Annotated in this window: 11 protein-coding genes; 5 read left to right on the forward strand and 6 right to left on the reverse strand. The window is 37.7% G+C overall.

Features of this window, described 5'->3' with window-relative positions; translation table 11 throughout:
* The first annotated feature begins 37 nt into the window (after positions 1 to 37).
* The gene (locus E3D81_RS05390; RefSeq protein WP_099366365.1) at positions 38 to 382 is read left to right on the forward strand and encodes a four-helix bundle copper-binding protein; all 345 of its coding nucleotides are present in this window, start codon (positions 38 to 40) and stop codon (positions 380 to 382) included.
* A 15-nt stretch (positions 383 to 397) separates the two neighbouring features.
* Here E3D81_RS05390 and E3D81_RS05395 read toward each other — a convergent pair whose 3' ends face one another.
* The 3 genes from E3D81_RS05395 to E3D81_RS05405 form a co-directional block, all read right to left on the reverse strand.
* Complete coding sequence (locus tag E3D81_RS05395; RefSeq protein WP_134776715.1) at positions 398 to 1,744, reverse strand: MutS-related protein; 1,347 nt, start codon at positions 1,742 to 1,744, stop codon at positions 398 to 400.
* Between the two features lie 285 nt (positions 1,745 to 2,029).
* On the reverse strand, positions 2,030 to 3,532 hold the full coding sequence (locus E3D81_RS05400; protein WP_134776716.1) for an acyl-CoA dehydrogenase family protein: 1,503 nt from the start codon (positions 3,530 to 3,532) through the stop codon (positions 2,030 to 2,032).
* Positions 3,533 to 3,682: 150 nt separating this feature from the next.
* The gene (locus E3D81_RS05405) at positions 3,683 to 4,552 is read right to left on the reverse strand and encodes a helix-turn-helix domain-containing protein (RefSeq protein ID WP_134776717.1); all 870 of its coding nucleotides are present in this window, start codon (positions 4,550 to 4,552) and stop codon (positions 3,683 to 3,685) included.
* A gap of 318 nt (positions 4,553 to 4,870) precedes the next feature.
* On the opposite strand from E3D81_RS05405, the gene E3D81_RS05410 reads away from it, so the two are divergent.
* The gene (locus tag E3D81_RS05410) at positions 4,871 to 5,065 is read left to right on the forward strand and encodes a cold-shock protein (protein ID WP_099366361.1); all 195 of its coding nucleotides are present in this window, start codon (positions 4,871 to 4,873) and stop codon (positions 5,063 to 5,065) included.
* A 74-nt stretch (positions 5,066 to 5,139) separates the two neighbouring features.
* On the opposite strand, the gene E3D81_RS05415 is transcribed toward E3D81_RS05410, so the two are convergent.
* Positions 5,140 to 5,568 carry a cold-shock protein gene (locus tag E3D81_RS05415; RefSeq protein WP_134776718.1) on the reverse strand — a complete coding sequence of 143 codons (429 nt, stop codon included), beginning with the start codon at positions 5,566 to 5,568 and terminating at the stop codon, positions 5,140 to 5,142.
* A gap of 234 nt (positions 5,569 to 5,802) precedes the next feature.
* On the opposite strand from E3D81_RS05415, the gene E3D81_RS05420 reads away from it, so the two are divergent.
* Positions 5,803 to 8,247, forward strand: a complete 2,445-nt coding sequence (locus E3D81_RS05420; RefSeq protein WP_134776719.1) for a TonB-dependent receptor domain-containing protein — start codon at positions 5,803 to 5,805, stop codon at positions 8,245 to 8,247.
* Here the strand turns inward: E3D81_RS05420 and E3D81_RS05425 are convergent.
* Both E3D81_RS05425 and E3D81_RS05430 read right to left on the reverse strand, forming a co-directional pair.
* Positions 8,244 to 9,053 (reverse strand): AraC family transcriptional regulator, encoded by an 810-nt coding sequence (locus E3D81_RS05425; RefSeq protein WP_134776720.1) that lies wholly within the window; start codon positions 9,051 to 9,053, stop codon positions 8,244 to 8,246. The two genes, E3D81_RS05420 and E3D81_RS05425, sit on opposite strands and share 4 nt — an antisense overlap.
* Positions 9,054 to 9,167: 114 nt before the next feature.
* A complete protein-coding gene (locus E3D81_RS05430) occupies positions 9,168 to 9,800 on the reverse strand; it encodes a hypothetical protein (RefSeq protein ID WP_134776721.1) in 633 nt (210 codons plus the stop codon).
* Between the two features lie 115 nt (positions 9,801 to 9,915).
* Here E3D81_RS05430 and E3D81_RS05435 point away from each other — a divergent pair, with 115 nt between their 5' ends.
* Together E3D81_RS05435 and E3D81_RS05440 are read left to right on the forward strand one after the other, a co-directional pair.
* Positions 9,916 to 10,857, forward strand: coding sequence for a hypothetical protein (locus tag E3D81_RS05435; protein WP_134776722.1), 942 nt, complete (start codon positions 9,916 to 9,918; stop codon positions 10,855 to 10,857).
* Between the two features lie 117 nt (positions 10,858 to 10,974).
* A complete protein-coding gene (locus tag E3D81_RS05440) occupies positions 10,975 to 11,595 on the forward strand; it encodes a hypothetical protein (protein ID WP_134776723.1) in 621 nt (206 codons plus the stop codon).
* The last annotated feature ends 95 nt before the right edge of the window (positions 11,596 to 11,690 follow it).

The raw sequence follows: 11,690 nt of genomic DNA on the forward strand, positions 1-11,690 counted from the left end.
ACTCTTAGAATTCTATAGAGGATTTAAACAAAATATTATGATACAGACAAAATACCAGGAATGCATAGAAGCATGCAACGAATGCGTGGTGATGTGTAATCAATGTGCAATGGCATGTTTGAATGAGGAAAATGTGGAGCATTTAAGAAAATGTATTCAATTGAATTTGGAATGTGTAGCTATTTGTGAAGCATCCGTAACGAGCATGAGTTTGGATGGCAAGTTCAGCAAAGATATTTGTACACTATGTGCTGAAATATGTGATGCATGTGCGGAGGAATGTGAGAAACATGCTTCCATGGGAATGGACCATTGTAAGGAATGTGCGGAAGCATGTAGGAAATGTGCAGATGCATGTAGACAAATGATGAATGCAGCCTAATCAGGCTGCATTTCTTTATGAAATTTCTGGTGCTTTTGGATCCTTCAATTTATCGATGGATTCGAAAGCACCACTTTTTTTGAGCAACCACATGCCTAACTTTTCTTCCGCAATACCAGGAACGATCTTATAGGTGAAAATAGGCAAGCCCTCAGGGTCACTTTCGATATTCATCTTAAAGAAATCCACCGTATTTATTTTCTTCAATTCTTCCGATAGTTCAGTGATGTGGGAAGATACAATCACAAATGGCCCATCCACTTCTGCCAGGTTCTTCATGACCTTCAGAATCGCATTGGAAGCATCGCTATGATTGGTTCCCTTGAAAAGCTCATCCAATATCATCAACGCATTGGAATGTGGTTCCAATTGATCCACGATATCCTTCAAACGCATGGCTTCCACATAAAAATGGCTATAGCCCATTTCCAGGTTATCCTGCAGATTGATACTGGTAAATAAACCGTCAATAAGATCGGTCTTTATCTGATCTGCGGGGACTGGAAAACCAATATGGGTGAGGTATAAGGCAGAGGATATAGTTTTGATGATAGAGGATTTCCCGGCCATATTTGCCCCAGTCAGGAACCATAACTTTTTATCCTTCGAAATTTTTAGATCGTTTTTTACAGGCGATTTATGGAAAATGTGATAAACACCTTCCATATAAATCTCTCCCGTTTGGTTTTTGGGATATACTTCGGGATAGCAGAATGATCTTGCTTCCGAAACTTTAGCGACAGCGAAATAGGCATCTATTTCATAGAAAAAACTGATAGCTCTCTTTATTCTGCTGGAAAGTTCGAAACGGATCAATCGATCGAATTTATCGATATTGAAAATATTGATTTTGATCTTTTCGGGATCTCTGGGTTTACCATCAAAAATCCTCGCTAAACAGGAATCAATGGTATCGATCATTTCTTTCAGATCCTCATCGGGGGTATGGTCATAGATCTTTTGATAGAACTTCTGGGAGTCCATCAGGAAATCACAGACCTCAAAAATATTTCGTTTTTTATAGTAATATGCGGGTGTCCGGATGCCAAAGATATCCATGAGACCGTTGGAGGTGCTCCCGCCGGAATGCCTGGTTTTAATAAACTTTTCAATGTCTTTGAGGATGACACGGTAGAATGGGAAAACCTCATGGGCTACCGCTTCTAAACGACGTATTTTGGATTGCCTGTTTTTTATGATGTCGATATCCAATACGGGATCGTAGAATACGGAAAGGAAGAATTCTTGGCCGCCTTCGGTTATGACAGCCTCTTCGTAAAAACTGAAAATGGTACGATTGCTAAAATCACGTAGTTGGAGATCCCGGAGGGTCTGTTCATCAATTAAAAACTTCTCGGCCATAGTGTTAAATATACTAATTTGTATGTTGGTATAATGGATTTAATCTTAGGTATATGAATAAAGATTATTTTTTGAGAAATTTCCATAAAAAAATGTCATGTTGAGGGGAGTTGAAGGATCTGTGGGATGGTGATCGTACAGATGCTTCGACTGCGCTCAGCATGACATTTTTGAAGATTGCTTCGTCGTACCTCCTCGCAATGACAGGGAAACCTCCTCGCAATGACGTTTAATCGCAATGACGCTTAATCGCAAGGACGCTTAATCGCAAGGGCGGGATGAATACTAACCTAGGAAGTTAACCCAGTCGGCGTTGTCGGTATAATCCACCAGAGGATCAGCTTCATTCTTAGCATTCAATTGCCCTAAGAACATGGTTAGATCCATAAGCATATGCTTTCTGGTGATTTCCACCAAAGCAGGGTTAAACCCTTGCATTTTCAATACAAATTGGAAACTGATCACCCTTGCAATCATTCTACCGATCGTCACCAAGTCTCTTTGCTTCAAATTACCCTCTACCGAGAAATCCAATTGCGATTTAAAATAATCCGCACTGATATCCGCGGATTTATAAGTTTTTAAGAAATTATAAAGATTAGTCTCCTTGCTCTTACGCATCAATTTCAAAATACCTTCTGCAATCTGGCTATACAGCATCTCATTCGATCCTTCAAAAATCATGAATGGTCTGCTATCCACCACTGCCCTACCGGCAATATGATCCAAACGATATCCATTTGCCCCGGCCAATTGCAAGCTGATCTGAGCAGATTCCTGCATCAAATCGGTAACCAATGCTTTCAAGGTATTAGCTTCTACACTTAAAGTCGCCAAATCATGCTCTATCCCACTCTGTCCAACACTATATGCACACATTCCAGAACAAATCGTATATGCCGCTTGAATTCTTGCCACCTGATACTTAACCGCATCAATCTGCAACAATGGGGCGCCGCCTACGATCCTTTCTTGACAATGCTGTAAGGTCTCGTCCAATAGACGCTTAATGAAACCCATTCCCATCCCTGGGAATTGCAACCTACTGCGGTGCAACATATCTAACATCAATTTGATACCGGTACTTTCAGGAGTCAATTTCTGCTCCTCAGGAACCACCACATCAATTTCATTGATTCCATAAGGAATTGCATATAAACCCAGGTTATTATAACGATGAACCATTGGAATATGCTCTTCCGGTTTATTATTATCTGTTACAAAGAAATCAATATCCCTTGCCAATTCACCATTCGCGCCAAATTTTCGTGCTGTAACCAACCAAAAATCAGCTGCACCACTTAATCCCTGCCAATGTTTCTGCCCTTTGATATGGTATGATCCTTCAACCTGCTGATAAGCTGTCTTCATATTCAAGGCATCACTACCATACGCTTTCTCGGTAATCATTAATCCACCCATCGCATTTTTTTCCAAAAACTGGCTAAAAATCCGCTCCTGTACAGGAAACTGTCCATATTTCGCTAAAGGCTCCAAGAATAAAGCAATATTGATCCCGAACATCAAGGATAAAGGAAGAGATTCATAAGAAGCAGCAGCAAGAACACTTAAACATTCTTTTACGGAAACTCCTCTTCCTCCATGAATTTTTGGAATGGCCACCGCCAAAGGCTTATGCGCCATGATCTTGTTCAAAAACTCCTTCGGAAGATCACGATTCAAACTTAGTTGATTGATATCGTTATCCTCACGGAATAATTGTTTCAGCTCTTTACTGAAGGTATTGATATAAGTATTAAAATCTATTTGTGCTACTACTTCGCTCATTTCCTTTTTCTTTCTTGGTTATTTTCAATGTTGTTAATGCCTGTTTACTAAAAATTTGACAGAAACAAGCAATACAAAATTAATTAATAAGGAAATGCTATACTATGAGAAATAAGATAATAATTAGGACAAATCGTGCATAACCCAAATTTACTTTACACCCTTCCGATATTCACTCGGAGAGATACCTACAATCTTTTTAAAGAGCCTTGTAAAATAAGATGGATCCGCAAAATCAAGTTCATAGGCTATGCTAGCCACACTTTTGTTGGTTTCTAGCAGCAATAATTGACTATGGATAATCGCTACTTCCAGGATTAATTCTTTGGATGATTTATTGAAAACAGAAGATACGCACCTGTTTAAATAATTGATGGAAACCGCCAGTTTATCTGCATAAAAATCCACGGTCTTGTGCTTATTGAAATGTAAATGAACCAATTGCTTAAATGCTAGCGCAATTTCCTGCTTCCTTTCCAAAGACTTATTAGCATTGGAAAGTTTAATGATTTTTAAGGCTACGGTTTTGAAAATACTCTCATACAGTTCCTTATAGGGTTTATCCGTATAGATCTCCCGGTATAACAAATCGAGCATATTGTTCAATTCCTGACTATCTTCCTTACTTAGGTTTAATAAGGGGGCAATATTAAAGATATGGAGGATCTCCTGTTCTCTAAACATAGAGGTCATCGCCTGTTCTTTAATTAGTACACAATAACCCTGGGCTGATTTATCCACCGAATGGATAGCCGAAATATGCCCATAATTACAGATCACCACTGCCGGAGCATTCACCATAAAGGTGGTAGATTCAATCTGTTGGTTAAAATATCCTTCAGTTATATGGATCAACAGATTGTAGCCAAAGAAGATGGGTGGAACTGGAGTTTTAAGGTAGGGCGCAATATCCCTTAATGGAAAAATTTTAATCGGCGTTTGGATATAGGTCAGATGCTTTAAACTCCCATCCATAAATTTGGACACAAACTCATCGGCATTGATCTGATTTTTTTCCATAGCTTACTGTTTATATCAAAGATAAGAATTGCGGTTTGAAACAGAATTAGAAATAATATATTGCTATTATTTTGTCATTAAACCTATTTTTCCAAGAATAAAAAATTAATATTCTTTCTTTTACAATTAAATATCTTACCTTCGTAATGTTACTTGACAAGTCTATAGGCAATAGGTATGTTCATTTGACCTATTGAAGTTATCACAATATTTTCGGCATAGTTTTTTCTATTCAATACATTGTAAAGCTTTAATTGAAAGCAAGGCGCTTTTTGGCCTTAAAAAAACAAAATAATTTATCAATAAAATAATAATACAATGCAAGAAGGAACTATTAAATTCTTTAACGAGACTAAAGGATTCGGATTTATCACTCCATCTAACGGTGGTGCTGATGTTTTTGTTCACACTACAGGTCTTAAAGGTCCAGTGCGTGAGAACGACAGAGTATCTTATGAAGTAGAAAATGGAAAAAAAGGATTAAACGCAGTAAACGTTCGCGTTATCGGTTAATTCCTCACTTTATTAAAAAAGAAAAGCAGCAATCATTCGATTGCTGCTTTTTCATTATTAAAAAAGAGTAGTATTTATAGGACTTCGACCTCCGTAATCTGATTCCCTTGTTTCGTACGTGTGTACTTGTATTTCACAGCCTGATTCAATGAAAGTGATTTACCCGCCAATTTATCATTGAAATAAACGGTCTCACGGCTTTCATTATCACGGATAAATCCATAATTACCGGTTTCATTGTAATAAGACACTTTCCCGAACAAGAATTCATCTTCCTGATCCTGCGGACGCAATAGATCCTCTTCCTTGAATTTGTACTGTTGGGTCGGTGGCGTGCTGGAAATATTTCCAAATTCATCTACATAAGCAAACATCTCTTCCAATGACTTTCCTTTGTCATTGTTCATTTTGTTCTGCTCACGTCTTTCTTGTTTTTCTAATTTCTTTAATTGTTTCTTTTTTGCAGTTTCTTTTTTCTTGAATGTAAGTTGAGTTTTTGACATTAAATACCTTTATGATTAAATAATAATGAGAGATTTGATTTTCTTTTGCAGAATGCAGAATGGAAAAAAATGGAGGTCTCTTTTGAATGTGTACAAATATACAAAAATAAACCATATTTCCGAGAGTTCTTTAGTGTAGACCAAAATAGTCTATTTGAAAATAAAATGGTATAAAACAATGCTTATACCGTAATCTATTCAAGCTTTCTTATTTTTACGCAAAATCTAAACAACGTGAAAAAATACTACCTCCTATTCTGCCTGTTCTTTACCCTTTTTAATCTTCAAGCACAGCAAAATATCCTGTCTGGGCGGGTGGTCGATTCCTTAAGCAACCAAGGAATTCCATACGCCTCTATTTCCATTTTGGATGCGCAACAAAAAGTGTTGGACGGAATGATTTCTGATAGTGTGGGGAAATTTGAATTTAATAAACTGAAGCAGGGCAATTATCAACTACAGATAAAGTCCATCGGCTATAAACAATACGCCAGCAAAATCAACATGACACGAAATGGTCGTATGGATTTGGGCGAAATCCTATTGACTCCAGCAGTCAACCAGATCGGACAGATAAGCATATCTGCCGGACAAACGCCACAAAAACACAGTGCAGATAGGCAAACTTACCAAGCCAGCCAATATAAGAATGCCGTCGGTGGTACTGCTTTAGACATCGTAAAGAATCTTCCTGCGGTAGCTTTAGATGGCCAAGGAAATTTAAGTGTTCGTGGAAATGCTGGCTTAATGGTATTGATCAATGGAAAACCGAGCTTAGTAGATCCTACGAGTATATTGAACCAGATAGCGGCCAACGATGTTTCGGAAGTGGAATTCATCAGCAGCCCATCTGCACAATTCGACCCAGATGGTAAGGCAGGGATCATTAATATCAAAACGAAAAAGAACATCACAAGTGGCTTTTCATGGATCATGAACCTTCAAGGCGGTTTACCAAGCATAGATGACTATGACAATGTTAAGAAACAGCAGCGTTATGGAGCCGACATCGCTTTTCAATTCAAACAGGAAAAGCTAGAGCTCAATGGTTCTGCCAATTACCTCCGAAACGATAATGCAGGATTCAGGGATGGCGATGTCAACACCATCATTGGAGATAGACAGACTTTTTTCCCATCCAAAGGCGAAAGAAGCTTCGATAAATACAATTATGGATTACGACTAAATGGTTCCTATGAATTTAATGACCAAAACAACATCAGCATCGGTTTGTTGGCGTCTAAAAAATACCAAGACCGAATTGCCGACATTCATTATACCAATAGAACCGTAAAACCTTCTACCGGAGAGTTATTGGGCACTTCTAACTATTTCAATCCCAACCTACAGAATAAACAAGGGGAATTCTATTTGGTCGATCTAACCTATCTGTTCAAAGTCAATCCACAACATGCTTTTACTTTAGGTGCTATTTATGAACATGCCAATATCCATGGTTCCACCAAAAACGCCAATATTGAAAACGGAATGGATACCGTTCAATATACCGATAACCGATATACGAATCCGCTGAATGGGCTAAGGCTGCAATTTAACCACCAATGGAAAATGAAGGCTGGTGAATTGTTATCGGGTTATCAATTGCGATCAGACAAGCAGCGAGGAAACTTTGAATATTGGGAATCGAGCAGTGGCAACAATAATTTGCAGTTGATCCCTGAATTTACAGGAAAATTAAAAGCAACTAATCTGGTGCATGCCTTTTATTCCCAATTCGATAGAAAACTGGAAAGAACGCAATATTCCTTAGGGCTTCGTTATGAATATTACCAAAGAGATGTCCTTTTGCTGGATAGAAATGAGGAATTCCCCTACTCCATCCATCAATTGTATCCATCCTTTAACCTGATGCATGATCTAGGAAACAATCTATCCTGGAAAATTGCAGCAGCCAGAAGGGTACAACGAAATAATAATTTTGAATTGAACCCTATTCCAGAAAGGGAACATTCCGAAACTTTGGAGCAGGGAGATCCCGAACTCCTACCCGAATTCATTACTAATGCGGAGACCGGATTGGTCAAAAAACTCAAAAACGGAACCGTATTCTTGAATGCTTATTTCCAACATAGTAAAAACCCGATTCAACGGGTCAATTCAGTCTATGCGGATACCATCCTACACCGGGTATTTACCAATGCAGATTATTCAAAACGTTTTGGTGCAGAACTTGGCGCCAATGGAAAGGTTTTTCCTTGGCTGACCCTGAACTTGGGTATCAATGCATACCATTATTCCATTTCCGGAAAAGTATTGGATTACGAGGATACGAAAACGAATAGTGATTGGGTATACAACATCAATTCAGGCCTACAGGCTTCTCTTGGTAAGAACTGGAGCACGGGTTTACAGGTAAACTATCTTTCTGAAAGACCAACGGTTCAAGGCGTTGATTCCCGCTTTTTAACACCGCATTTTAACCTGAGCAAATCATTCTTAAAAGGTGCAATGACTGCCCAATTGCAATGGCAAAATATAGAATTGGGAGATTGGGGCGTCAATGAGCAACGAATCAGCACTTGGGATAAAGATTTCTATACCACCACCAATTACATCTATGAGAAGAATATCCTCTTGTTGAACCTCAACATCAATCTTCAGCGGTTGAATCAACTGATAAAACTTCCAAAAAGTGAATTTGGCGAAAAAGAATTCTAAGCTTGCTGCATGCGGAAATCCTTCGCACGGATGCCAAGGTTCCGCTTAAAGTATTTGGAAAAATGAGATTTATCGGAAAATCCCAATGCATAAGCAATTTCCGAAATGCTCTTTCCGGTATATAATAAGAGCCTTTGCGCTTCCTTAAGAATATGTTCCGAAAGCACTTCCGAAGCTGTTTTCCCAGACCTTTTCTTACAGGAAGCATTTAGATTCTGAGGGCTGGTATTCAGTAATTCCGCATAATGGGCAACATGGTTCACAATAGGTCGACTTTGCCCAATGAGCTCCACAAATCGATCAAAAAGATTATTATTTCTCGGAAGGCTTAATTCTGGTTTGGGTAGATTTTCCAATGTTTTAAGCAGAACCGCTTTAAAAAGTGCTTCCTGAATCATTGGACTTTCTTCTTCGGCTAATAGGGCCAATAGTTGGTAAATGGATGCATCGTCCTTTAAATGAATTTGATCAAAGTCACTGATCTGTTCGATCAATTTTAGAAATCCCTGATCTAAGCTACTTTCCACAAACGCACTTTTTAATAGAACCACATAACCTTCCACAGGGCGTTCCAATTCCCAGAAATGCACATTGTCCTGTCGGATTACCAATAAACAAGGTGCCTTGACCAAAATTTCCCGCGTATCGATGGTATGTTTACCAGCAGTACGCGACAAGTACACCAATTCCAGATAACCATTATGCTTATGGGGTTTTGTGTTTGTTTTCTCTTGGTCAAATAAGGCTACCTTGAGAAGGCGTTTAGGCTCAAGTTTATCCTTGATAATGATTTCCTTCTTATCCATTGGCTAAATATACTAAAAAGTAAAACCCCCAGCAATTGCCAGAGGTTTAGCATTATTCACTATTAACTATAAAAAATTAAATTGATTTGATGGTCTTATTTAAAATCTGAGGATTTAGAATCTGAAGGATAAAAACACCCTTGGTCCAGAAAGTTTGTATTTATGCGAGACTTTTTCTTCCTGCTCCTCTTCCATATCCTCCACATCCAAGCTAAAATTATGTTTGGCGGTTCCCCAACGCTGTTCTACTCCTATTCCAAAAGCGGAATAATTTATACTTATACCAGCGACATTTAAGCCTGCATATCCACCAGAAAATTCCGAATCCGCAAACATCATGGAATAACTTGGCGCATAACGGTAATAGGTGGAGAAAGTCAATCCATCGATTGGAGCAATATGTACCGAAGGTCCTACCTGCATGCCTGCTTCTGCTTTATGCGTTACGAAGCTTTCTTCCTCATCAACCACCTCTTCCTTATATTGCACATAATTTAGATCAATATAAGTCCAATCAATCCCGAAATAGATCATCTTGGCCACAGGTCTGTTCAGGATATAGAATGTTCTTCCGCTGTTGAACGTTCCTCCTATTTTACTTTTTAATTCGAATGCATCGTTATCATCTGCAAAACTTAAGGTTTGTGAGGAATAACCTACATTGATGTACTTTCCTCCGGGTCTGTTCTGTGCCAGTAAGGCAATTGAAAAGAACATGGGCACTAGCATTAATAGAAACTTTTTCATTTTGATTAATTATGTTGGTTTTATATTACCAGCAAAATTATCACCTACATCAATAGAAATAAATACCCCATATAGGGTAATTTTATTATTATTGCTAATAAATTCATAAAGTATTATGCAAAAGCCAACCAATTACCTTCTCACTATCATAAGCTTACTTTTTTTATTCCAAATCGCATATGGCCAAGAAGAACTTGATATCCAAATAATTCCTAAATGGGAAAAAGGCGATTCATTAAACTATATCATTCATAAAGAAAAAACTGAAACAGTTAATGGAGAATTGGTCAAGTCCAATAAAGGTAGCCTAATGGCAAAATTTAAAGTTTTGGATGTTGCTGAGAATGGTTATAAAATTCAGTGGCTATATCAAACTGATTTTGAATCTTTAGGAATCCCAGAAAAATACCATGATGCATTAAAGGATTTTTCGCAGATCAATGTTGTTTATCGTACCGATCAAAATGGAGTCTTTCAGGAAGTCCTCAATACAGCGGAATTGATGACTAACTTGGAACAATCTCTTAAAAAATTCTTTTCCATACTTAAAAAAGAAGAACCTGAAATGGCAGACGATATGGATTTCGCCATGAGCCAAACAATCGAGTTGTTCAAGGACAAGCAATTAATAGAATCCATTGCATTTAAAGAAATCAAACTATTGCATGGCCTTTACGGGAACTATTTTACCTCTAAGGAGAAGGAAACATATCAGGAAGATGCACCGAATATTCTTGGCAGTATTCCATTATCTATTAAAAGCAGCATTTGGTTAGACAATATTCAAGCCGATCAGGTTGCCATCATCAAAAAAGAATCGGAAATAGATGAAGAAGAACTCAAGCAATTAATAGGAAAAATTCAAAGTCAATTTGACTTGAAGAACAAGGAAGATTTGAATTCCGTTAATATAAAATTGAAGGATCGATATGAAATGCATTTTGATCTAAAAACAGGAAACATATTAAAAGCGGCCTCAGAAAGGATTGTTGATGGTCAAGATGTTAAAGGCAAAACTTTAGTAAAAGAGCTGGTAAGCATTGAGCTTGTTAAATAGACTTAGACTTTATTAATTTTTTTCTAAAATATAGGATTTTTAGAAATAAATTAACTAATTTTATGCTAAGCGATAAGGATATAACCAACCGTATCGAACGTATCATTAACCTTTTTTATGAATACCTTCAGCATCATTACTATACTTGTTGTATTGTTTGTGATCTTCATGCTATTAAAAACCGTAAATAGCAAAGGAGATGTATCTCCTATTCAACAGTTCAATGAAGAGGATTTTATCAAAAAAAACAATGATAAAGTGATTCGTGTTAAAGGTCCAATCTTCAACGACGTTAAAAACCACTGCAAAGCGTTCTGTGATCAATTCAATGAGCAGAAATTCCAGGTCATCATCAACCTGACCCGCTTAGATGCCCAAACGAATCTATTGACTTTTCCTTACGATATCGATATGAAGCATTTCTGCTACCTGATCAATTACCTGCATCATGTAAAGGAATGGAATCCCAATGTCCAGGTGACCGGTTGGCACAGTTGCAAAGAAAAAGATTCCTGGGCAATTGATCCGTTATTTCATAAACAGTTAATGATTTCTCTGCCGCAAAATGAAACGCATACAGATTATGTGTATGCTGTTAGTGAAGATAAATTAGGTTACAAACTCCTTTTTAACTTTGATAAAGAGACTATCCCTTTGGACCGCCCGCCATTTGAATTTGAAAAATGTTGCGAAAACCTAGAAGATTATAGCTTCGGAAAAGGAATTATTGTCAGTTAATTTTTGTTTTCCCCTTATTTTAAATGACAAACAGGCAGTATTGTCAGATTTCATTCCATAACAACACCCTATCCCCTTCCAATAACCCATCAAAA

Origin of the sequence: Sphingobacterium sp. CZ-2, from assembly GCF_004526235.1 — a bacterium.
Taxonomy (GTDB): Bacteria; Bacteroidota; Bacteroidia; order Sphingobacteriales; family Sphingobacteriaceae; genus Sphingobacterium; species Sphingobacterium tenebrionis.

Bases quoted from the DNA above. Each gene is read 5' to 3' on its own strand.
- E3D81_RS05390 (WP_099366365.1), top strand. From the start codon at position 38: ATGATACAGACAAAATACCAGGAATGCATAGAAGCATGCAACGAATGC.
- E3D81_RS05395 (WP_134776715.1), bottom strand. From the start codon at position 1,744: ATGGCCGAGAAGTTTTTAATTGATGAACAGACCCTCCGGGATCTCCAA.
- E3D81_RS05400 (WP_134776716.1), bottom strand. From the start codon at position 3,532: ATGAGCGAAGTAGTAGCACAAATAGATTTTAATACTTATATCAATACC.
- E3D81_RS05405 (WP_134776717.1), bottom strand. From the start codon at position 4,552: ATGGAAAAAAATCAGATCAATGCCGATGAGTTTGTGTCCAAATTTATG.
- E3D81_RS05410 (WP_099366361.1), top strand. From the start codon at position 4,871: ATGCAAGAAGGAACTATTAAATTCTTTAACGAGACTAAAGGATTCGGA.
- E3D81_RS05415 (WP_134776718.1), bottom strand. From the start codon at position 5,568: ATGTCAAAAACTCAACTTACATTCAAGAAAAAAGAAACTGCAAAAAAG.
- E3D81_RS05425 (WP_134776720.1), bottom strand. From the start codon at position 9,053: ATGGATAAGAAGGAAATCATTATCAAGGATAAACTTGAGCCTAAACGC.
- E3D81_RS05430 (WP_134776721.1), bottom strand. From the start codon at position 9,800: ATGAAAAAGTTTCTATTAATGCTAGTGCCCATGTTCTTTTCAATTGCC.
- E3D81_RS05435 (WP_134776722.1), top strand. From the start codon at position 9,916: ATGCAAAAGCCAACCAATTACCTTCTCACTATCATAAGCTTACTTTTT.
- E3D81_RS05440 (WP_134776723.1), top strand. From the start codon at position 10,975: ATGAATACCTTCAGCATCATTACTATACTTGTTGTATTGTTTGTGATC.